18 protein-coding genes are annotated in these 20176 nt (G+C 65.8%); 6 read left to right on the plus strand and 12 right to left on the minus strand.

What is annotated here, in order from left to right:
• The 3 genes from FNL14_RS06645 to FNL14_RS06655 are packed head-to-tail and all read right to left on the minus strand — an operon-like array spanning position 1 to position 3034.
• Positions 1-1158: a Gfo/Idh/MocA family protein gene (locus FNL14_RS06645; protein ID WP_142058678.1), complete on the minus strand. Its 1158-nt coding sequence runs from the start codon at positions 1156-1158 to the stop codon at positions 1-3.
• Positions 1155-2291 carry a Gfo/Idh/MocA family protein gene (locus FNL14_RS06650; RefSeq protein WP_142058680.1) on the minus strand — a complete coding sequence of 379 codons (1137 nt, stop codon included), beginning with the start codon at positions 2289-2291 and terminating at the stop codon, positions 1155-1157. Before FNL14_RS06650 ends, FNL14_RS06645 begins: the two co-directional genes overlap by 4 nt.
• Complete coding sequence (locus FNL14_RS06655; RefSeq protein WP_142058682.1) at positions 2288-3034, minus strand: sugar phosphate isomerase/epimerase; 747 nt, start codon at positions 3032-3034, stop codon at positions 2288-2290. The genes FNL14_RS06650 and FNL14_RS06655 overlap by 4 nt, the downstream gene beginning before the upstream one ends.
• Positions 3035-3206: 172 nt before the next feature.
• Here FNL14_RS06655 and FNL14_RS06660 point away from each other — a divergent pair, with 172 nt between their 5' ends.
• Entirely contained in the window at positions 3207-4415 is a 1209-nt protein-coding gene (locus FNL14_RS06660; RefSeq protein WP_142058684.1) for an ROK family transcriptional regulator, read from the plus strand.
• 56 nt (positions 4416-4471) lie between these two features.
• Here the strand turns inward: FNL14_RS06660 and FNL14_RS06665 are convergent, their stop codons facing one another.
• Entirely contained in the window at positions 4472-5431 is a 960-nt protein-coding gene (locus FNL14_RS06665) for a D-2-hydroxyacid dehydrogenase family protein (RefSeq protein ID WP_142058686.1), read from the minus strand.
• Between the two features lie 140 nt (positions 5432-5571).
• On the opposite strand from FNL14_RS06665, the gene FNL14_RS06670 reads away from it, so the two are divergent.
• Complete coding sequence (locus tag FNL14_RS06670) at positions 5572-6768, plus strand: CynX/NimT family MFS transporter (protein ID WP_142058688.1); 1197 nt, start codon at positions 5572-5574, stop codon at positions 6766-6768.
• Between the two features lie 288 nt (positions 6769-7056).
• Here the strand turns inward: FNL14_RS06670 and aceB are convergent, their stop codons facing one another.
• The 3 genes from aceB to FNL14_RS23600 form a co-directional block, all read right to left on the minus strand.
• Positions 7057-8709, minus strand: coding sequence for a malate synthase A (gene aceB / locus FNL14_RS06675; protein ID WP_142058690.1), 1653 nt, complete (start codon positions 8707-8709; stop codon positions 7057-7059).
• Between the two features lie 227 nt (positions 8710-8936).
• Positions 8937-10253: an isocitrate lyase gene (gene aceA / locus FNL14_RS06680; protein WP_142058692.1), complete on the minus strand. Its 1317-nt coding sequence runs from the start codon at positions 10251-10253 to the stop codon at positions 8937-8939.
• Complete coding sequence (locus FNL14_RS23600) at positions 10237-10365, minus strand: hypothetical protein (protein WP_255470728.1); 129 nt, start codon at positions 10363-10365, stop codon at positions 10237-10239. Before FNL14_RS23600 ends, aceA begins: the two co-directional genes overlap by 17 nt.
• Positions 10366-10402: 37 nt before the next feature.
• Between FNL14_RS23600 and FNL14_RS06685 the strand changes: the two genes are divergently transcribed.
• Positions 10403-11914: a helix-turn-helix transcriptional regulator gene (locus FNL14_RS06685; RefSeq protein WP_142058694.1), complete on the plus strand. Its 1512-nt coding sequence runs from the start codon at positions 10403-10405 to the stop codon at positions 11912-11914.
• A 1-nt stretch (position 11915) separates the two neighbouring features.
• Here FNL14_RS06685 and FNL14_RS06690 read toward each other — a convergent pair whose 3' ends face one another.
• The 4 genes from FNL14_RS06690 to FNL14_RS06705 all read right to left on the minus strand — a co-directional run bounded on the left by FNL14_RS06690 (position 11916) and on the right by FNL14_RS06705 (position 15807).
• Positions 11916-12221, minus strand: a complete 306-nt coding sequence (locus FNL14_RS06690; RefSeq protein ID WP_142058696.1) for a hypothetical protein — start codon at positions 12219-12221, stop codon at positions 11916-11918.
• A 448-nt stretch (positions 12222-12669) separates the two neighbouring features.
• Positions 12670-13695: a TAXI family TRAP transporter solute-binding subunit gene (locus FNL14_RS06695; protein ID WP_142058698.1), complete on the minus strand. Its 1026-nt coding sequence runs from the start codon at positions 13693-13695 to the stop codon at positions 12670-12672.
• The gene (locus FNL14_RS06700; RefSeq protein WP_142058700.1) at positions 13688-15142 is read right to left on the minus strand and encodes a HAMP domain-containing sensor histidine kinase; all 1455 of its coding nucleotides are present in this window, start codon (positions 15140-15142) and stop codon (positions 13688-13690) included. Before FNL14_RS06700 ends, FNL14_RS06695 begins: the two co-directional genes overlap by 8 nt.
• A complete protein-coding gene (locus FNL14_RS06705) occupies positions 15139-15807 on the minus strand; it encodes a response regulator transcription factor (protein WP_142058790.1) in 669 nt (222 codons plus the stop codon). Before FNL14_RS06705 ends, FNL14_RS06700 begins: the two co-directional genes overlap by 4 nt.
• 346 nt (positions 15808-16153) lie before the next feature.
• Between FNL14_RS06705 and FNL14_RS06710 the strand changes: the two genes are divergently transcribed.
• Both FNL14_RS06710 and FNL14_RS06715 read left to right on the plus strand, forming a co-directional pair.
• Complete coding sequence (locus FNL14_RS06710; protein WP_142058702.1) at positions 16154-17545, plus strand: MFS transporter; 1392 nt, start codon at positions 16154-16156, stop codon at positions 17543-17545.
• Between the two features lie 344 nt (positions 17546-17889).
• The gene (locus FNL14_RS06715) at positions 17890-19131 is read left to right on the plus strand and encodes a serpin family protein (protein ID WP_181762560.1); all 1242 of its coding nucleotides are present in this window, start codon (positions 17890-17892) and stop codon (positions 19129-19131) included.
• 38 nt (positions 19132-19169) lie between these two features.
• Here the strand turns inward: FNL14_RS06715 and FNL14_RS06720 are convergent, their stop codons facing one another.
• Positions 19170-19469 carry a hypothetical protein gene (locus tag FNL14_RS06720; RefSeq protein ID WP_142058705.1) on the minus strand — a complete coding sequence of 100 codons (300 nt, stop codon included), beginning with the start codon at positions 19467-19469 and terminating at the stop codon, positions 19170-19172.
• 98 nt (positions 19470-19567) lie between these two features.
• Between FNL14_RS06720 and FNL14_RS06725 the strand changes: the two genes are divergently transcribed.
• Complete coding sequence (locus tag FNL14_RS06725; RefSeq protein WP_142058707.1) at positions 19568-20176, plus strand: TetR/AcrR family transcriptional regulator; 609 nt, start codon at positions 19568-19570, stop codon at positions 20174-20176.

The raw sequence follows: 20176 nt of genomic DNA on the forward strand, positions 1-20176 counted from the left end.
TCAGGCTCCTTCGGTGGACAGTTGGACGAGGGCACTCTTGGCAGCGGCGGATTCCTCCACAGCGGCCAGGATGCGCTGGACTTCCAGGCCGTCCTCGAACGACGGCGAAGGCGGGGTTCCGCCGTCGATGGCCAGCAGGAGGTCGCGGACTTCGTGCGTGAAGGTGTGCTCCCAGCCGATGATGTGGCCCTGGGGCCACCAGGCGTCCAGGTACGGGTGCTCCGGTTCGGTGACCACGATCCGGCGGAAGCCCCGCTCACGCGCAGGCGCTGTGGCGTCCAGGAACTGGAGCTCGTTGAGGTTCTCCAGGTCGAAGCGGAGGGCGCCCTTGTCGCCGTAGATCTCGATCTGCAGGGAGTTCTTCCGGCCCGTGGCAACCCGGGAGGCCTCCACGGAGGCGATTGCTCCGGAGGCGAGGTGCAGTGTTGCCCAGGCGGCGTCGTCGACCGTGACATCTTCCAGTCCTTCGGTACCGGGCCGCCGGTCCACGAATGTCTGCAGGCGGCCCGAGACTTCGGTAACCCGGTCGCCGAGCAGGAAGAGGACCTGGTCGATGGCGTGGGACGCGATGTCTCCCAATGCGCCGGAACCGGCCGTCTCCTTCTTCAGCCGCCAGGTCATTGGTGCTGTTTCGTCGGCGAGCCAGTCCTGGAGGTAGGCGGCGCGGACTTGCCGGATCGCCCCCAGCCTGCCCTCGCTCACCAGTTCCTTCGCCAGGGCCAGGGCCGGGACGCGGCGGTAGTTGAAGCCCACCATCGACTGCACACCCTTCGCCCTGGCAGCCTGGGCCGCGGCGGTGATGGCTTCGGCTTCGGCCAGGGTGTTGGCCAGCGGCTTCTCCAGCAGCACGTGCTTGCCGGCTTCGAGGGCGGCGATGGCGATTTCCGCATGCATCCAGCCCGGCGCACAGATATCGACGATGTGGATATCGTCCCGGTCGATGACCGTGCGCCAGTCCGTGGCCGTTTCCTGCCACCCGTACTTCGCGGCGGCTTCGGCAACGGCGGCGGCGTCCCGGCCCACAAGGACCTTCTGCTCAAACGCCGGGACGTCGAAGTAGCTGGCCACGTTCCGCCAGGCGTTGGAGTGTGCCTTGCCCATAAAGGCGTAGCCGATCATCGCCACGCCCAGGGCGCTCTGGTGTGTCTGGTTGCTCATGCGCTTTCTCCCAGCGTCAAGGTTTCGGGGGCCCAGTCCTCGGGGATGGGCTGGGATGAGGGGGCGTTGCTCTCCACGTCCACGAAGGTGCCGGACTGCATCGACTCGTTGATGGAGACCATCGCGTCCAGGACGTGGTAGGCCAGGTCGCCGGTGGCGCGGTGGGGGACGCCGGCGCGGATGGAGCGGGTCATGTCCAGGACGCCGAGGCCGCGGCCGTTGGCCGGGCCGGTGGACTCGATGGTGGTCCAGTCTTGGTCGCCTGCGCGCCAGAGTTTGATGTTGCCGTCGAAAACGTTGGGGTCCGGCAGCGAGATGGTGGCCTCGGTGCCGGTGATTTCCACGAAGCCCATCCGGGTCCGGGGGGATTCGAAGGAGAACACGCTGTGGGAGGAGGCGCCGGACTCGAACTGGGCCATGGCGGACACGTGCGTGGGGACGTCCACGGTGAATTCCTGCCCGGCTTTGGGGCCGGAGCCGATGACGCGGACGTCCTTGGCTTTGGAGCCGACGGCGGCCACCTTGCGGATGGAGCCGAAGGCCTGGACCAGGGTGGTGAGGTAGTACGGGCCCATGTCGAACAGCGGGCCGGCGCCGTGCTGGAAGAGGAAGGCCGGGTTGGGGTGCCATGATTCCGGGCCGGGGGTCTGGAACGTGGTCATGGCCGTCAGCGGGGCGCCGATATCGCCGCGCTGGATGATCCGCAGTGCCGTCTGCAACCCTGCGCCAAGGAAGGTGTCCGGCGCGCAGCCCAGCCGGAGCCCGGCAGCGTCAGCGGTTTTGAGCAGGCCAATGCCGGATTCGCGGTCCAGGGAGAAGGGCTTTTCGGTCCAGACGTGCTTGCCGGCGTTGACGGCGGCAGTGGCCACCTCCACGTGGGCTGCCGGGATGGTCAGGTTGACGATGATGTCCACGTCCGGGTGGTTCAGGGCCTTGTCCACCCCGCCCCACTCGGGGATGCCGTATTCCTTCGCCCGTGCCTGGGCCGCGTCCTCGAACAGGTCCGCGATGACGTGCACCTTGAGGTCGGGGAACACGGTGAGATTGTCCAGGTACTGCTTGCTGATGTTTCCGGCGCCGATGACGGCGACGCCCACCGGGCCTTTGCCGGTGGATGGTGCGGGGGTGCTCATGCCTTGATTCCTTCGCCTGATGCGGTCAGGAAGTCCAGGCTCTGGCTGATGCCCTCGAAGATGTCGCCCTCGTAGTCGTCAAATTCCACCACACCAACTTCCAGTGACGCGGCCGCTGCGATGACGTCCAGCACGGCCACCTTGCCCTGGCCCGCCGGAAGCTGTGCCTTGGTGTCGGTAGTCAGGGGACCGTCCTTGATGTGGATGAACTTCACCCGGTTTCCGAGCTTGCCCAGGATGTCGACCGGGTCCTGGCCGCCGACAGCCACCCAGTACGTGTCCACCTCGAGGACCAGCTCGGGGTCCAGCAGGTCGGCGAAGTACTCCAGCGCCGTGCGTCCCTCAATGATGGACTCCAGCTCCCACTGGTGGTTGTGGTACCCCACCCGGATGCCGTACGAGGCGCCCTTCTTTGCCGCCTCGTTCAGCCGCGCCGCGGTGGCCTGCACGTCCTCCGCGCTCTGCCAGCGGTCTGCGGGGATGAATGGATCGATGACAGTGGTGATGCCCAGTTCCTTGGCGGCGGCGAAGATCTCGTCCTGGTCCTGGCTCAGCAGCGGGGCATGGCCGGACGGGGCCGTCAGCCCGTTCTCCCGCAGCGCCGCACCGAGTTCCTTTGCGGTGGCGACGAAGTTGTAGGGCTCCACCTGGGTGAAACCAATCTCCGCGACCTTCCGGATGGTCCCCGCAAGATCCTCTTGGATGGCGTTCCGCAGGGTGTAGAGCTGGAGCGAGTAGGACATCGTGTCTCCTGGTTTCTGGGCGTGGTTCCGGGCGCGGAGCTGTATCCGGTTTCTGGCGGGAGTGCGCCCCGCCACAATTCTTCGGCTACTGCAACGCTAGGATGGCTTTTGCTGCGAGTCAAGCAAAAGTTGCGGGCGTGACATACAGAAGTAGCCGTGCTATCCATGTCCTATGACCAAGACAGCGGGAGGCAGCGCCATACCGGAGCTTGCCTTGGCCCAGGGCGGAGCCGGCGTGCTGTTCCAGCTCCTGCGCGACGGCAAGGCCCGCACCCGCGCCGAACTGGCCATGACCACCGGGCTGGCCCGGTCCACCGTGGCGTCCCGGATCGATGCCCTGATCGCGTCCGGCCTGGTGGGCCCTGCGGGGGAGGCCAGCTCAAGCGGCGGCAGGCCGCCGTCGCGCTTTGCCTTTAATCCGGCCGTACGCGTGGTGTTGGCCGTGGACGTTGGCGCCACACATGTGATCGTCGCCGTCACGGACCTCAATGGCGAAGTCCTGGCCGAGCAGCGCCTGGCGCAGGACGTGGCGGCCGGGCCGGACGCCGTGCTGGGCAAGGTGGTCACGGAAGGCGTGTCCCTCCTGGCCGCTGCAGGACGGACTGTGGGAGATGTGGCCGGAGTGGGCATCGGCCTGCCGGGGCCCGTGGAGCACGCCACCGGGCGGCCGGTGAAGCCGCCCATCATGCCGGGCTGGGACGGGTTCGACGTCGTTGCCTACGTTCAGCGCTCGCTGCCGGTTCCGGTGCTGGTGGACAACGACGTAAACATCATGGCGCTGGGGGAGCGGACCGCGCACTGGGCGGAACACGACAACTTCCTGTTCATTAAAGTGGCCACGGGAGTGGGGTCCGGAATCATCAGCAGCGGGATGCTGCAGCGCGGCGCCAACGGTACTGCTGGGGACCTTGGCCATGTGCGGGTCCCGCGCGGGGACGACGTGCTCTGCCGGTGCGGCAACTACGGCTGCCTGGAGGCTTTGGCATCCGGCCCGGCCCTGGCGGCGGAACTGGACCGGCAGGGAGTGCCGGCTGCGAAGGGCAGTGACGTGCTGCGGCTCGTGGCGCAGGGAAATCTGCAGGCCATCCAGGTGCTGCGCCAGGCCGGACGGGACGTGGGGGACGTCCTGGCCACAGTGGTCAACCTGCTCAACCCGTCCGTCATTGTGATTGGCGGGAGCCTGGGCCAGGCAGGGGAGCACCTCATGGCCGGGGTGCGCGAAGTGGTGTATCGGCGCTCGTTGCCCCTGGCCACAGCCCACCTGAGGATTTCCCTGTCGATGGCCGGAGACAGGGCTGCCATTTTGGGCGCCAGCCAGATGGTCACGCAGCATGTGTTGTCCCCGGCTGCCGTGGAGGCAACCCTTCAGGCAGCGGGTTAGCCTCCCCCGGAATTCCCTGGTTGCGTCTGGCTGCCTCGGGCTGAGGACCGGCAGCCCTAGGCTGAAATCAGGCGCACGGGCGACCCTGCAAGCCAGGCCTTAACGTCCTCCAGCGCCCCGCCGTAGAACTGCCGGTAGCTCTCCCGAGTCACATACCCCAGGTGCGGGGACAGCACAGTGTTGGGAGCACTGAGGAGGGGGTGGCCTGCCGGGAGGGGTTCGTGGTCGAAGACGTCCACCGCGGCCCCTGCGATCCAGCCTTCGGCCAGCGCACGGACGAGCGCGTCCTGGTCCACCAGCGGGCCGCGGGCAGTGTTCACCAGGATCCCGTCGGGGCCCAGCAGCCTCAGCTCCGGTTCGCCCACTATGCCTTCCGAACGGGGAGACAGGCGCAGGTGGAGGGTGGCGACGTCGGAATTCCGGAAGAGCTCCTCCTTGGACACCTTCCGCACTCCTTCCTCGGCGGCGGCCTCATCCGTGAGGTTCTGGCTCCATGCGAGCACGTCCATGCCGAAGGCCTGGCCGTAGCTGGCAATCCTGCGGCCGATCTTGCCCAGGCCCACCACGCCGAGCGTTTTGCCCGCAAGTTCGAACCCCACTGTGTGTTGCCACGACCCGACGCGCAGCGAACTGTCCTCGGCGGGGATGTTGCGGGCGATGGCCAGGAGCAGGGCCCACGTGAGTTCCGGTGCGGCGGTGGGGGACCCGGGGGTGCCGCAGACCGTGATGCCGAGGTCGGCAGCGGCGGCCACGTCGATGGACGCGTTGGCCATTCCCGTGGTGACCAGGAGCCGAAGGGCGGGGAGTTTCTCCAGCACCTCACGGGGAAAGGCTGTCCGCTCCCGCATCGCAATGATGATCGTCGCGTCGGCGAGGGCGGACTCCAGTGCATCCGGCGAACTGAACGGCTCGCGGTACGTGGTGACCGCAACGCCGTCGGCCGCAAGGGAGGACCAGTCGGCGAAGGCGTCGGCCACGCCCTGGTAGTCGTCAAGGATGGCAAGCCGGTGCTGCATGTCTGTGTCCTTCGTCCCGGAGTCTGCGGCAGTGATGTTCATCGTATGGCAGGACGGCGCGGCAGTAGGGGACTGGCCCGCCTTATGCCCGTGATAGCAATGAGGGTGATGAAAAAAGTTCCAACCCCCACGCCCAGCTGGTGAGCGCCCCTTTCCTGGCCCGGATCCCGCGGACCTGGATCCTGCTGGCCTGTATCGGGCTGCTGGCACTGAACCTGCGGGGCCCGTTCGTGGCCGTTGCCCCTGTGGTGGACGTGATGCAGGCGGACCTTGGGTTCTCACCGGTGGTGCTGGGCCTGCTCACCAGTATTCCGGTCCTCTGCTTCGCGCTGGCGGCACCCCTGGCCTCGCTGGTGGCCCGCGGGTACGGTGCGGAACTTGCCGTGACCCTGACCATCCTGGGAGTGCTCGCCGGCGTCATCATCCGGTCTGCCGGCGGTCCGGCGCTGGTGCTGGCCGGGACTGTGGTGATCGGCTTGGCCATCACTATCGGCAACATCGCCGCGCCCCTCATCATCCGCCGCGACTTCCCGCCGCTGCGGCAGGGCACCGCGATGGGGGTCTACACCGCCGCGCTGAATGTCGGATCCTTCCTGACCTCGATGGTCACGGCGCCGCTGGCCGAACTCGCGGGCTGGCAGCTCGCGCTCGCGTCCACCGCGCTCCTGGCGGTAGCGGCCATCGTGTGCTGGGTGCTCGCCATCGGATTCCGTGCAGCCTTTGTGCCCTCCGCAGCTCCCGTGCCGGACGGGCAGCGGCCGGCGGCTGTGGCCGGTTCGGCGTGGACCACGGCCGGGCTTACTGCAGGGTTCGCCGGCCAGGCGTTCTCCTATTACGCCGTCACGGCGTGGCTGCCCAGCTACCTTAACGACGAACTCGGCATGTCCGCTTCGGGTGCGGGCGCAGGCTCCTCGCTGTTCCAGGTGTTCGCCATTGTGGGCGGCCTGGGCGTGCCGTTTGCGGCCAAGTATTTCAGTACGACGACGGCGGCGGTCACGTTGGGTGTGTTGTGGACGTCCGTCCCCGCGGGCCTCCTGCTGGTACCCGAGCTCTGGTGGCTGTGGTCCGTTTTTGGCGGCGTGGCCCAGGGCGGGGGAATAACCCTGATCTTCATCGCCATCATCAAGCTCGCCCGGGACCAGGTTGCCGCCGGCCGGATGTCCGCCACCGTCCAGGGGCTGGGCTACTGCTTCGGTGCCGTGGCTCCTCCGCTGGTGGGTTATGTGCACGACGTCTCGGGTTCCTGGACACCGGCCCTGCTGGTCATCCTGGCATCGGTGCTGACGTTCTTCGTCGCGTCCACCCTCTCCGTACGGCGGGTGCCGAAGGGGCGCTGAGCCGGACACGCCGCCGTCGTACGCCCTTCGCCGTCCCCGGACGCTCTCTCACTTAATGCTGCTTAACCGCGGACGCTCTCTCACTTTCTTCTGGAAAGTGAGAGAGCGTCCTTGGATTTCTTGCGTTAAGTGAGAGAGCGTCCGGGGTGCCGCGGCGGGTAGGGCCTTCCGGCGCCGGACTCGCCTAAATATGCTCCGTCGCCGGGTCGGCCCTCCGGATTTCGGAGGGGCCTGTTGCGAAGGGCGTGCCGGCCCGGCAGACGGAAGTCTTGTTTCCTTGCTTGCCACTCAGGCCGCGGCCAGCTCCTCCACAGTTGCCTTTTCACGCGCTTCGGTGAGGTAGCGGGCGTAGGCGGGGAGGGTGAGGAAGGTCGGGAAGTCGTGGCCGAGGGTGACTTCTTCGAAGATGTCGCGGGCGTCTTCGAAGCGGTCGCCGTCGAAGCGTTCGAGCCGGGCGAATTCTTCGTCGAGGAGTTCCTCGATCCAGTGGTGGGTGATGATTTCGCCGTGGTCGGTGATGGCCCGGGCGTAGATCCACTGCCAGAGCTGGGAGCGGGAGATTTCGGCGGTGGCGGCGTCTTCCATGAGGTTGTGGATGGCCACTGCACCGTTGCCGCGGAGCCAGGATTCGATGTAGCGGATCCCGACTTCGATGTTGTTCCGGATGCCCTGTTCGGTGATGGTGCCCTGGGTGGCGGCCACGTTGATCAGGGCCCGGTCGTCCGGGGTGACGTCCTCGCGGATGCGGTCCAGCTGGTTGGGCTTCTCGCCCAGGATGGAGTCGAACACCTCGCGGCAGACCGGAACGAGGTCGGGGTGGGCCACCCAGGAGCCGTCGAACCCGTCGTTGGCCTCGCGGGTCTTGTCCGCGCGGACCTTCTCGAAGGCGTTGGCGTTGGCTTCGGGGTCCTTGCGGTTGGGAACGGCCGCTGCCATGCCGCCGATGGCCATGGCGCCGCGTTTGTGGCAGGCCCGGACGAGCTGTTCGGTGTAGGCGCGCATGAACGGTGCGGTCATGGTCACCTGGCCGCGGTCCGGGAGGACGAAGCGGGGGCCGCGGGTACGGAAGTTCTTGATCAGGGAGAAAATGTAGTCCCAGCGGCCGGCGTTCAGGCCGGAGGCGTGGTCGCGCAGTTCGTAGAGGATTTCTTCCATTTCGAAGGCTGCGGTGATGGTTTCGATCAGCACGGTGGCGCGGATGGTGCCCTGCGGGATGCCGAGCAGGTCCTGGGCGAGGATGAAGATGTCGTTCCAGAGCCGGGCTTCGAGGTGGTTCTCGATCTTAGGCAGGTAGAAGTACGGGCCCTTGCCCTGGGCCAGGAGGCGGCGGGCGTTGTGGAAGAAGAACAGGCCGAAGTCCACGATGCCGCCGGCGATCGGGGCGCCGTCGATGATCATGTGCTTTTCGGGCAGGTGCCAGCCGCGGGGTCGGACCACGATGGTGGGCAGCTCGCCGGCGCGGCGGAGCTTGTACTCCTTGCCCTCCGGGCTGGTGAAATCGATCCGGCGCTCCAGGGCGTCGGTGAGGTTCAGTTGGCCCTTGATCACGTTGCGCCAGGTGGGGGTGGAGGAGTCCTCCATGTCAGCCAGCCACACCTTCGCGCCGGAGTTCAGGGCGTTGATGGTCATCTTCTTGTCCACCGGGCCGGTGATCTCCACCCGCCGGTCCTCCAGCCCCGGCGCCGGGGGAGCGACCCGCCAGGACGGGTCGTTGCGGATGTCCTCGGTCTCCCGCAGGAATCTCGGATCCTGCCCGCCGGCAATGTCAGCCCGCCGGGTCCGGCGTGCCTGCAACAGCTCCTGCCGGCGCTCAGCAGTAGCCCGGTGCAGCCTGGCAACGAACTCGAGAGCGTCCGGGGTAAGAACCTCGTCCTGCCGGCAAATCGGCTGCGCAGTCAGGGTAATTCCGTTAATAGTGAAGCTGTCAGTAAAGCTGTTCATTTCAGTCTCCTTAAAGACGAAAGGGAAGTTCGACGGCGGGTGGTGACGTACCTGAATGGGCGGTGAACCGGGCATCCGGCAGCGTGCGTAAAAGGGGCCCTGCGTCCCGGTCCGGCCTCGCTCAGCGAGGCCGGACACCGGGACGCGGGGAATAGCACGCCGAGGATCGTCCGGTTCGCCGGCGGAGGGGTTTGGGCGAACTCAACCACTACCGCCGTCGTAAGTTGCTAGTGGAATTGGCCCTCTTCGGTCGATCCGACCAGGGCGAGGGTGGATGCGTTCGGGTTGAGCGCGGTGGAGATGGTGTCGAAGTAGCCGGTGCCGACTTCGCGCTGGTGCTTGGTTGCGGTGTAGCCGCGGGTTTCGGAGGCGAATTCCTTTTCCTGGAGTTCGACGTAGGCGCTCATGCCTTCGCGGGCGTAGCCGTGGGCGAGGTCGAACATCGAGTAGTTCAGGGCGTGGAAGCCGGCCAGGGTGATGAACTGGAAGGTGAAGCCCATGGCGCCGAGTTCGCGCTGGAACTTGGCGATGGTGGCGTCGTCCAGGTGCTTGCGCCAGTTGAAGGACGGTGAGCAGTTGTAGGAGAGCATCTGGTCGGGGAACTCGGCCTTGACCGCTTCGGCGAATTTGCGGGCCAGTTCCAGGTCCGGGGTGCCGGTTTCCATCCAGATCAGGTCCGAGTAGGGGGCGTAGGCCTTGGCGCGGGCGATGCAGGGTTCGATGCCGTTGCGGACCTTGTAGAAGCCCTCGGCGGTGCGCTCACCGGTGATGAATTCCTGGTCGCGCTCGTCCACGTCCGAGGTGATCAGGGTTGCTGCCTCGGCGTCGGTGCGGGCGATGACCACGGTGGGGGTTCCGGCGACGTCGGCGGCCAAGCGGGCTGCGTTCAGGGTCCGGACGTGCTGCTGCGTGGGGATCAGGACCTTGCCGCCGAGGTGCCCGCACTTCTTTTCCGAGGCGAGCTGGTCTTCCCAGTGAACACCGGAGGCGCCGGCCTGGATCATGGATTTCATGAGTTCGTAGGCGTTCAGCGGGCCGCCGAAGCCGGCTTCGGCGTCGGCGACGATCGGGACCAGCCAGTCTTCAACGGTCTGGACGCCCTCGGAGAACTCGATCTGGTCGGCCCGGAGCAGGGCGTTGTTGATGCGGCGCACAACAGTGGGGACGGAGTTGGCCGGGTAGAGGGACTGGTCCGGGTAGGTGTGGCCGGAGTTGTTGGCGTCCGCGGCGACCTGCCAGCCGGAAAGGTAGATGGCCCGGAGTCCGGCTTTGACCTGCTGGACTGCCTGGTTGCCGGTGAGGGCGCCCAAGGCGTTGGTGTATTTGCCTTCCTTGTGCTCTTCGGTGAGTTGCTTCCACAGCTTCTCGGCACCGCGGCGGGCCAGGGTGTGTTCTTCGGAGACGCGGCCGCGGAGGCGGACGACGTCGGAGGCTGAGTAGTCCCGGGTCACACCTTCCCAGCGGGGGTTGGCGGCCCACTCGAGCTCCAGGGCGGCAGCCTGCTGCTCTGCGGTCTGCTGGGTGGGCTCAAATGCTGCAGTCATCGTTGATCTCCTTGATTGAGCTCCGGAAGGAGTAGGTGGGAACCGCGTCGTTGAGGTTCCCACCGGCTTTTCCGGTGCGGTGTTTCTTTCCGTAGTCACTACTTTTCAGCACTTTCAACCCCCTTTCTAGATAAAAAGTATGGAAAGAAATGCACTTCTTCCCGTATTCTTCAGAAATGTCACCTTCAAGCTGGAACAGGGACGTTTCCCAGCCGCCGTCCACCGCCGCAGCGGAACTGGACGTGATTGCCTTGGGCCGCCGCGTCCGCCATCTGCGCAAACAAGCCGGGCTCACGCTCGATGACCTGAGTGCCGCCGTCGGCACCGCGCCCAGCCAACTCAGCCTGATTGAAAACGGCAAGCGGGAGCCCAAGCTGACCCTGCTCCAGCACCTCGCGGGAGCGCTCAACGTCAGCATTGACCAGCTGCTGGGGGCCGAACCTCCCAGCCGCCGGGCGGCCCTGGAAATCGAGCTTGAGCGGTACCAGCGCGGGCCGCTTTATGAATCCCTGAACCTGCCCAAAATCCGCATCAGCTCGCGGCTTCCGCTGGATGTGCTCGAGGCCCAGGTGGGGCTGCTGCAGGAGCTGGAACGCAAGATGAACGAGCAGGTGGCCACTCCGGAAGAAGCCCGCCGTGCCAACGGTGAACTGCGGGCGATGATGCGGGAGCGGGGCAACTATTTTCCGGAGTACGAGGCCGAAGCGCAGAAGGTCCTCAAAGAGGTGGGTTACACCACCGGGCCGCTGAGCCAGCACGTGATCGCAGACATCGCGGCGCACCTCGGGTTTACCCTGCATCATGTGGGCGATCTGCCTCATTCAACGCGGTCAGTGACAGATTTGAAGAACCGCAGAATTTACCTGACGCAGAGCCAGCGGCAGGACCACGATCCCCGCTCGGTGCTGCTTCAGGCCCTGGGCCACTACGTCCTGGGCCATGAGACGCCCCGGAACTACGGTGATTTCCTCGCCCAGCGGGTGGCCACCAACTATTTCGCCGCCGCCCTGCTCCTGCCCGAGCAGGCAACCGTGGAATTTTTGCAAAAAGCCAAGACGGCGAAGGAAATCGCGGTGGAGGACATCCGGGACGCGTTCGCCGTTTCCTACGAAACCGCGGCGCACCGGTTCACCAACCTGGCCACCAAACACCTTGGGATCACCACGCATTTCCAGAAGACGCACCAGAGCGGGATCATCTACAAGGCCTACGAGAACGACGGCGTGAACTTTCCTCAGGACCATACCGGTGCCATCGAGGGGCAGCCGTCCTGCAAGGCCTGGACGTCCCGGGCAGTCTTCGACGTGCCGGATAAGTTCAGCGCTTACAGCCAGTACACGGACACTCCGTCCGGCACGTACTGGTGCACCGCCCGCACCGAACGGTCGCCGAGCGGCGAGTTTTCGTTGAGCATCGGCGTTCCTTACCAGCACGTGAAGTGGTTCCGCGGGCGGGAGACGACGGCGCGGGCTACGTCAAACTGTCCGGATCCCACCTGCTGCAAGCGCCCGCCTGAGTCCTTGACGTCGGAATGGGCGGGGAACGCCTGGCCGTCAGCCCGCGCCCACTCGCACCTGCTGGCCGCCATGCCGCCGGGCGCGTTCCCGGGCGTGGACGAGACCGAGGTGTACAGCTTCCTGCAGGCGCACTCGGGGAGCTGAGCTATTCAGCGTTTCCTTTGGTGAAATGGTCTGGAATTGGCCGGTGGCGGATTATCACCCGCACCTCGGAGGAACCGATGTCCTCCAGGATGCCGTGAATTGTCTGGAATGATTCCTGGCTGCCGGACCAACGGCCGGAATCATGGAGGAAGTCCAGGAACCGCATAAGGGAATAGGTGGCCCTGACGCCTTCGAGAAGGGCATGGGTCATGAGCGACGTCAGCTTGGCCGTCACCTCCGCTGGCTCGAGGGCAGTAATGGCGCCAGTTCCCTTGAGCTCGGGGTAGAAGCGGAAGAAGCCTGTCAAGCTCTCCAGCACCTCCCCGATGTCTGCATTGAATGGGCGCTGGACGTACCACCTGATGAAGGCCGGGGCCAGGGCTTCCAATTCCCGGACGTGCCGGGTGATGGAATTGCCACTCTTCGGGTGGCGGCTTTGAACGGGTCTCCTGGTTGGTTCCGCACCTGGTTCGTTCGTGCCGCCAACCGGCGTTGCTTCCTGGTCACATTGATCCTCACCTTTGCTTGTTGCGTCGGTCAGACCAAACGCTAATGAGGAAGCACCGTTGGCTGCCATGCACTGAAGGCCGTATGTGGAAAGGTGCCGGAAGCGCAATCCGAGACCTGATTCAAACGCCCGCGCAGATCTTGGATGTTTGTGAACAGGAGGCAAGAGTGATGGGGCGTCTGCCCGATTGATGCAGGACCTGATGGGGCGTTTGCGGGTGTGGGGCAGGAAACGATGGGGCGTTGGGTTACCCGTGGAGCTCCCGGTACGCTGCGGCTGCTCCAGGGTGCAGCGGCAGGCCGGCGGTGTTGATCAGGGATTCCGGGCTGAGGAACTGGACACCCAGGCTGGACTGCGGAATGAGCTCCTCCGCGCGTCCCACCAACAGCTCCACAGTCCGCTTTACGGTGGTGTCCGCCAGATCGCTCCCGCACAGCAGCAGGTTGGTCACCCCCACCGTCCAGACGGCGGGAAGCCCCTCGTACGCCCCGGCCGGGATGAGCACCCGGTCGTAAAAGGCGCCGTACTGGCCACGCAGCACTGGCAGCAGCACCGAGAGATCCAGGAAATTCAGCCCCACGTCGTGGTGGGCGGCGGCGATGGCGGCGGTGGGAACACCTCCCGACCAGAACAAGGCATCCACTGATCCCTCCCGCAGTGCTGACAACCCGTCATTGAGTCCCAGGTTCAGGACGGTCACCGCTTGTCCGCCACCGCCGGCGGCACCTTCACCGGCGTTGACGGAAGTGAGCCGGGCTGCTTCGAGAAGACGCGGTGTGGTCAGGGACGTTCCGGACCCCGGCTCACCCACAGCCACCGTCCTGCCAGCCAGGTCGGAGATGGCGTTAAGACCGCTCGCCTGCCGGACCGCACAGTGGACGTAGTTTTCGTAGACCCTTCCCAAAGCGGTGATTCCTGCCTCGGATGCACTCTTCCCCGCTGCCCGTTGGGCAGCGGCATCAGCGAGGGCGACAGCGAACGTGGCCCGCCCGCTCATAAGGTGCGCGAGGTTGTCCAGGCTTCCGCCCGTCTGGAGGGCAGTGGCTTGCCGGGCCACCCCGTTGCGTTGCAGCGAGGCGGCAAGCAGGGTAGCGAACTCGAGGTAGAAACCGCCCGGCTCGCCACCAGCCACAACTAAAGAATCCACCCGGTCTTCCGGAGTGCAGGCGCTCAAAGCCGGCAATAGAATCCCCGCCGCTGCGGCCCCCACACCGGCCAGGATCCCACGCCTGGACAGGGAGGGTGCAATCAGAGGGGAAGAAGGCTCACCCATGCGGGCCCGCCTGCCGGTTGGTGTTCCCGCTTGGAACGTCGCCGGCGCGTGGAAATTCGAGGCAGGCACGCAGGCCGTGGGGCTCCGCCGTAGCCAATACAAGACGTCCGCCATTCGCCACGGCCAGCTTCTCCACGATGGTCATGCCCAGGCCGTTGCCGCTCAAAGTCCAGTGCCGGGGCGAGCGCCAAAACCGCTGCATGGCCGCTGACCTTTCCTCGGATGAAAGCCCCGGCCCGTCGTCGGACACTTCAATCACCACGGTGTTGCCGCGTGCGCGCACAGAAACTTTGATAGCGGCGCGGCCGGCGTATTTGATGGCGTTGTTCAGTAGTTCGCCAACCATCTGGGCCAGGTCGTCCGGGCGGCAGGCGATGAGTGCCGGCTGTTGGGGCGGGCTCCCAAGCACAATGGCGGCGCCGACCTGCCGGGCAGCGGGTCCTGCCCGTTCGGCTTCCCCCTGCAGGACGGGGAAGGGGTCAATGGGAGTCCGGTCCCCAGCGGAGGGAACTCCAGACGGGGTGCCGGCCGAGTCCTCGAAGGCCCGGTGCTCCGCCGCGGCAAGTTTCAACACGCCGTCCAGGATCTCTTCCACGCGTTCGAGCTCCGTGACCACTGCGGCAGCAGCAGCCCGCTCCTTGGTTGTCTTCAGTTCCAACTGCAGCAGGTCGATCCGCAGCCGCAGCGCTCCCACTGGGTTGCGGAGCTCATGGGAGGTGTCCGCGATGAGCTGGCGCTGGGCTTCGAGGCTGTCGCTGACACTCTGCGCCATGGAGGTGAAGGACCGGCTCAGCTGCCTCAACTCGGGCGGGCCTTCCTCGGGCAGTTGACCGCTCCGGCCGGTCGTTTCAAGCTCGGCGACGGCGGCATTAAGCCGGTGGACCGGGCGCAGCACCCAGCGGGTCACCCGTTCTGCGGCGATGAGGAGCAGGGCCGCGAGGGCGGCTGCAGCCAGTCCGACGGCGAGCCAGCGTTCGCGCAGTTTCTGGCGCGCACTGTCCTGGTTGACTTCCAGGACCGCCGCCCCGAGCACTTGGCTGGCACTTCCGAAGGAACGGGAGATCACCGCCGAACCGGTGCCGAAGGGTTGAACCGGCGCCAGCGTGGTGTCACTCAGGTTCAGGCTTGCCCTGGCCAGGGCGTCCCGTACGTCGGCCCGGTCCTGGCTGAGGCCGCCGGAGCGCAGGGTGCCTTGCTGCAGCCGGATCAGGACGCCTTCCCCATAGAGCTCGGAGTACCGGTCCATCTCAGCCTGCAGCTGGGTGGCCTCGCCGCCGTCGGCCCCGGCGTCGAAAGCGACTTGGGCGAGCCGGTTCAGGGAAGCGGCCCGGTTGATTTGAAGCTCCTGGGTAAGTTCCCTGCCTGCCGATGCCAGGATGGTGTTGGAGGCGATAAGCACCAGAAGGACGGACAGGACGCTCAGGATCCCGAGGACGCGGAGCCTCACGCAGAATCCGCCTCGATGCGGTAGCCCACGCCCCGGACGTTGATGATGAAGCCCGGAAGTCCAAGCTTGGCCCGGAGGCCCGTCAGGTGAACATCGAGGGCCCGCGATGAGGCGACGAACGCATCACCCCACAGCGAGTCCAGGATCTGCTCCCGCGTCACCACTGAACCTGCATGGCTGGCCAGGAGTGCGAGCAGGTCGAATTCCGTGGCCGTCAGGGGAAGGTCTTCGGTGGCGAGGACAGCCACCCGGCGTTCGAGGTCCACTTCCAGTTCGCCCAGCGTGATGAGGCACTGCCTGGTGTCCTGCGACCTGGCCGCCCGGCGGGTCACAGCCTCAATGCGGGCGAGCAGCTCCACCAGCTTGACCGGTTTGACCAGGTAGTCGTCGGCTCCGGAGCGCAGGCCCAGAACGACGCTGCGTTCGTCGTCGCGCGCGGTCAGAATCAGGATGGGAACATCGGTGACCTGCCGCAGCTTGCGCAGGACTTCCAGCCCGTCCATGTCCGGGAGTCCCAGGTCCAGCAAGATGACTCCGAACCGCCGGTGCCCAAGGAGCGCGTCCGCGCCGCGGGAAACCCGGCTGGAGGTGTGCCCGGCGGAAACCACCGCTGCTTCGAGGGCGGATGCCATGGCGTCGTCATCCTCGACGATGAGCACATCCATAGCCAGTTCCTGTTCCCTTTCGAGCGGCACGATGTCGCGGCTCCCTTGACGACTGTCCCGCACCGCTCTGCCTGCCCTTGGCAGATTACCCCTTCCACCGGTTCTCCGCCGCGCGCGCAGGAGCCATCCGGCACCACGGCAAAAGGAACGAATACCTAAGGAAGTGTTAGGAATTCCGTTTCCGCTTGGGCTGTGCCGTGGCTCACGCATAGCTTGGATAAGGTCCTCAGGCTTTGCGAGGGGACGAACAACCTCAAGGAGGAACCATGAGCAACGCTGCCATGGACAGCACAAAAATCAGGCCGGAGCGGACAGCGGGGACCGCGCAGCCAAGGAAGGTTCAGCGATGAGCAGCCAGCAAACCGCAACAGTCAGCGAATCGGCACAGACCCGGCGCGCCGTGGGCAACATTCTGAAGGGCTCCGCAGGCAACCTGGTGGAGTGGTACGACCTCTACGTCTACACAGTCTTCGCCGCCTACTTCCAGGCGCACTTCTTCAACTCCAAGGACGAACTCCAGGCCGGCCTTGAAGCCATGGCCGTTTTCTCGACGTCCTTCCTGATGCGCCCCATCGGTGCCTGGTTCTTCGGCCGGTACGCGGACCGGAAGGGCCGCAAGGCAGCACTGACGCTCAGCGTGACCCTGATGTCTGCCGGTTCCTTCGCCATCGCCGTCCTCCCCACCCAGGACGTGATCGGGCTCTGGGCGATGATCCTGCTGGTCCTCATCCGCGTTATCCAGGGATTCTCCGTGGGCGGCGAGTACGGCACCAGCGCCACGTACATGTCGGAAGCGGCCACCAGCAAACGCCGCGGGTTCTTCTCCAGCTTCCAATACGTCACCCTGGTGGGTGGCCAGATGCTGGCGCTGCTGGTCCTGGTGATTTTGCAGAACGCCATGCCCAAGGGAGATCTCACCGAATGGGGCTGGCGCATCCCGTTCGCCATCGGCGGCGTGGCAGCGCTGGTGGTCCTGTGGCTGCGGCGCTCCATGGAAGAAACCGTGTCGGCCGAGCAGATCCAGGCCGCCAAGGCCCCGGCCGCCGGGGAAGCCCAGCCTGGCACCATGAAGCTGCTGTTCACCCAGTACTGGAAGCCACTGCTGATCTGCATCGGCATCACCCTCGGCGGCACCGTAGCTTTCTACACGTACACCAACTTCATCCTGAAGTTCATGAACGATACCTCCGGCATCGCCAAGACCGACACCTCCGTGATCAACTTCTGGGCCCTGTTCATCTTCATGCTGCTGCAGCCCGTCTACGGCATCATCTCGGACAAGGTTGGCCGCAAGCCGCTGCTCCTGTGGTTCGGCATCACCGGCGTGCTTTTCACCTGGCCCCTGCTGTCCACGCTGGCCGGCACCAAGGATCCGTTCACCGCGTTCCTGCTCATGATGGGCGGACTGCTGATCGTGGGCGGCTACACCTCCATCAACGCACTGGTGAAAGCCGAGCTGTTCCCAGCCTCCATCCGCGCGCTGGGCGTTGGCTTGGGCTACGCGATCGCCAACTCGCTCTTCGGCGGCACCGTGCCGCTGATCGGCGCCGCCTTCCAGAAGGCGGAGCGGGAGGACCTGTTCTTCACCTACGTCACCGTTGCGATCGCCATCTCGCTGCTGGTCTACATCTTCGCGTTGAAGAACAAGAAGGCCACGCACCTGGATGACGAACAGGGCCACGCCTGGGACCAGGCGCCCACGGGCAGCGGCAAGGACAAGGACTCCCTCGGCGTGTGACGCCGGGAGAAGGAACAAAGACGGAAAACAAAGGAGGGTACGACGGCGGGTGGGCACCCGCCGTCGTACGCCCACCACTGCAGGACGCTCTATCAGTTCCTGCGGTAAATACCCGAACGCTCCATCACTCTCTTCAGGAAAGTGATAGAGCGTTCCGGGTTTCCCCGCGTTAAGTGAGAGAGCGTCCTGCGGGGGACATCGCGGGGGCGCGAGACCTAAATGAGTGCAAAGCGTGACCCTACCGGCATGGTCCGCTGCCGTCGTCGCTGTTTCACTGGGATCAGGCGGATTACTGCCGTGTGATGCCGGGGGAGGCAACAGCCGTGAAGTATTTCCAGCGGGCAATGGCGTTTGGCGCCGTACTGGCCATGGCGGGTTGTGCTGCACCGGCGCCGCCGCAGTTGCTCAAGGCAGACGGCGTGGAGCGTGCCTCCGTGGACAGCGCGGCCTTCAGGGATGAGCTGGCCAGTTTCCGGAATTCCGCCTTCACGCTGGGGGATGCCCTGCTGGCCAGTGGGGGAGAGGGCAACGTGGTTGCGTCGCCCGGCAGCCTGCTGATTGCCCTCGCCATGCTTCGCGCGGGCGCAACCGGGGAGGCTGCCGCGGAGAATGATGCCGTGCTCGGCCTCCCCGCTGCCGGCCGGGACGAGGCCATGAACGCGTTGCTCGCCTCGTTGGAGGAGTACGACGGCGACCCGGGCTTAGTGGACGAGGAAAACCCGCCCGCCAAGCCCCTGATGCACACGGCGAACGGGTTGTTTGTGGGCCGGAGCACTCCTACCGGGGAGGACTACCTGAAGACCTTGGCGAAGCACTACGGCACCGGCGTGTACCCCGTGGACTTTCCTGACGAGGCCGCCACCAAGCCGGCCTTGGACGCCTGGGTCAACAGGAATACGGGCGGCCGGATCGAGAAGGCGCCCGCCAAGTACGACACCAGGAACACCTTCAGCCTCCTGAACGCTGTGTATTTTGCCGGCGTCTGGGAGACCCCGTTTGCTGCTGAGGCTACGTCCGATGCCGCGTTTGCCACTGCGGAGGGAACCGCCAGCGTGCCCATGATGCATGGCTCGCAGTATATGGCGTACGCAGAGGGCGCCGGCTGGCAGGCGGTGGACCTGCCGTATGGCGAGGGGTTTGTGATGCGGCTGGTTCTTCCCGCGCGGGGTTCCGACGGCGGTGCTGCCGCCATCAAGGCGGACGTGTTGGCCGGGGTGGCAGATGCCCTGGAGGCGGCAGATCCCGGGATGGTCGACATCGCGCTGCCCACTTGGGACCACAAGAGCAGCTTTGATTTACGGGAAGTGTTCGAGCACATGGGCCTGCGCAAAACCTTGGAAACCATCACGGATTTTGATGCAATCCAGCCGGGCGTGGTGCTCACCCAGGCTGCGCAGGACGCGAACATTACCGTCGCGGAAAAGGGAACGGTGGCCGCGGCCGTCACCCAGATCAACGGCATGGCCACGAGTGCCCCGGCCGAGCCCGAAAGGTCCATCACCTTCGACCGGCCGTTCCACTACCAGATCGTGCACACGGACACTGGGCTGCCGCTGTTTATGGGAAAGGTCACCGACCCGCGCTGATGGTTGCGCGGTTGATCGGTGCGGCGGGCCTGTGCGGCTTAGCGGCGGGACTTTTCCACTGCGCGGCGGACGATCGCGCCGTACGCCGCGAACAGCCGCGGCAGCACCACGTACACGGCCGCCGGGACAACCACCAGCGTGAGGGCCAGGGCACGGAGGACGGGGTGCCAGCTTTCCGTCACCGGTGCGCTCAACAGCATGCCCACGGCGACGAGGGGAAAGATGGCCAGCCACGTGATGACTGCCCGTACGTGGATGGACGGGGAGGGGACAGCAACCGGGACGGACGCGGGAGCGGCTGCTGCAGTGACGGCGGCGGGAGCGGCGGGATTGTTCACGGGAATCTCCAACTAGACGGTTGCTTTTGCTGGAATTGACATTAGACCCGTGCCGGGAAAACTGCAACTACTTGGTTGGAATCGCGTAGAATACCGTTATGGCCTGGAACACTGAACGCACCAAAGCGCTGCTGCTGGCTGCCGCCACCGAAGAATTCAGCGAAAAAGGTCTGGCCGGCGCAAGGGTGGACCGGATCGCAGCCGCTGCCGGCGTGAACAAGGAGCGCATCTACCAGTACTTCGGCAAGAAGGACGATCTTTTTGACGCCGTCCTGGCCGCGGAACTCGTCCGGGTGATGACCGAAGTCCCCATTGAGGGGCATGGCGCTGCGGCCGTGGGAGAGTACGCGGCCAGACTCTTTGACCGTCACACCAAGGACAGCGCCCTGGCGCGGCTGCTGTTCTGGGAAGGGCTGGAGCGCGGCCGCAACACCGTGGACCGTGCCACCCGGGCAGACCACTGCGCCGCCAAGGTTGACCAGATGCTCCGCGTCCTGCCGGGAATCGACCGGACCGACGCTGCAGACCTGGTCATCACCATCGTGACGCTCTGCGACGGCTGGCCGGTGCTGCCCCAGATCGACGCACTGCTGGCCGGCACCGCACCGGACCGGCTGGAACGCCGCCGGGCCTTTATCGCCCGGACCGCTACACTCATGGCCGAAGCCCTCCTGGACGAAGCTCCGGTGGCTGCGGCCCGGCAGTAA

Source organism: Pseudarthrobacter sp. B4EP4b, from assembly GCF_006680095.1.
Classification (GTDB): domain Bacteria; phylum Actinomycetota; class Actinomycetes; order Actinomycetales; family Micrococcaceae; genus Arthrobacter.

Bases quoted from the DNA above. Each gene is read 5' to 3' on its own strand.
- FNL14_RS06710 (WP_142058702.1), top strand. From the start codon at position 16,154: ATGAGCAGCCAGCAAACCGCAACAGTCAGCGAATCGGCACAGACCCGG.
- FNL14_RS06715 (WP_181762560.1), top strand. From the start codon at position 17,890: ATGGCGTTTGGCGCCGTACTGGCCATGGCGGGTTGTGCTGCACCGGCG.
- FNL14_RS06660 (WP_142058684.1), top strand. From the start codon at position 3,207: ATGACCAAGACAGCGGGAGGCAGCGCCATACCGGAGCTTGCCTTGGCC.
- FNL14_RS06645 (WP_142058678.1), bottom strand. From the start codon at position 1,158: ATGAGCAACCAGACACACCAGAGCGCCCTGGGCGTGGCGATGATCGGC.
- aceA (WP_142058692.1), bottom strand. From the start codon at position 10,253: ATGACTGCAGCATTTGAGCCCACCCAGCAGACCGCAGAGCAGCAGGCT.
- FNL14_RS06650 (WP_142058680.1), bottom strand. From the start codon at position 2,291: ATGAGCACCCCCGCACCATCCACCGGCAAAGGCCCGGTGGGCGTCGCC.
- FNL14_RS06655 (WP_142058682.1), bottom strand. From the start codon at position 3,034: ATGTCCTACTCGCTCCAGCTCTACACCCTGCGGAACGCCATCCAAGAG.
- FNL14_RS06685 (WP_142058694.1), top strand. From the start codon at position 10,403: ATGCACTTCTTCCCGTATTCTTCAGAAATGTCACCTTCAAGCTGGAAC.
- FNL14_RS06665 (WP_142058686.1), bottom strand. From the start codon at position 5,431: ATGCAGCACCGGCTTGCCATCCTTGACGACTACCAGGGCGTGGCCGAC.
- aceB (WP_142058690.1), bottom strand. From the start codon at position 8,709: ATGAACAGCTTTACTGACAGCTTCACTATTAACGGAATTACCCTGACT.
- FNL14_RS06695 (WP_142058698.1), bottom strand. From the start codon at position 13,695: ATGGGTGAGCCTTCTTCCCCTCTGATTGCACCCTCCCTGTCCAGGCGT.
- FNL14_RS06725 (WP_142058707.1), top strand. From the start codon at position 19,568: ATGGCCTGGAACACTGAACGCACCAAAGCGCTGCTGCTGGCTGCCGCC.
- FNL14_RS06705 (WP_142058790.1), bottom strand. From the start codon at position 15,807: ATGGATGTGCTCATCGTCGAGGATGACGACGCCATGGCATCCGCCCTC.